This window comes from Desulfallas sp. Bu1-1 (assembly GCF_015594625.1).
GTDB lineage: Bacteria > Bacillota > Desulfotomaculia > Desulfotomaculales > Desulfallaceae > JADNRQ01.
In genome coordinates, this window is sequence record NZ_JADNRQ010000113.1 from 1 (window position 1) to 255 (window position 255).

Annotated in this window: 1 rRNA gene; it reads right to left on the reverse strand. The window is 53.7% G+C overall.

Going from position 1 to position 255, the window contains the following annotated elements:
• Positions 1–255 (reverse strand): 23S ribosomal RNA (locus tag IT084_RS19180); the annotation flags it as partial.

Sequence of the window (255 nt, forward strand, 5' to 3'; positions counted from 1 at the left end):
TATACGTCATCTTGCGATTTAGCAGGAACCTGTGTTTTTGGTAAACAGTCGCTTGGGCCTTTTCTCTGCGACCCCCTCGCGCTCCAAACGTAAAAGTCCTTCACGCTAACGGGGCACCCCTTCTCCCAAAGTTACGGGGTCATTTTGCCGAGTTCCTTAACGAGGGTTCTCTCGCGCGCCTTAGGATTCTCACCCCGCCTACCTGTGTCGGTTTGCGGTACGGGCACCTTGTTGCCTCGCTAGAGGTTTTTCTTG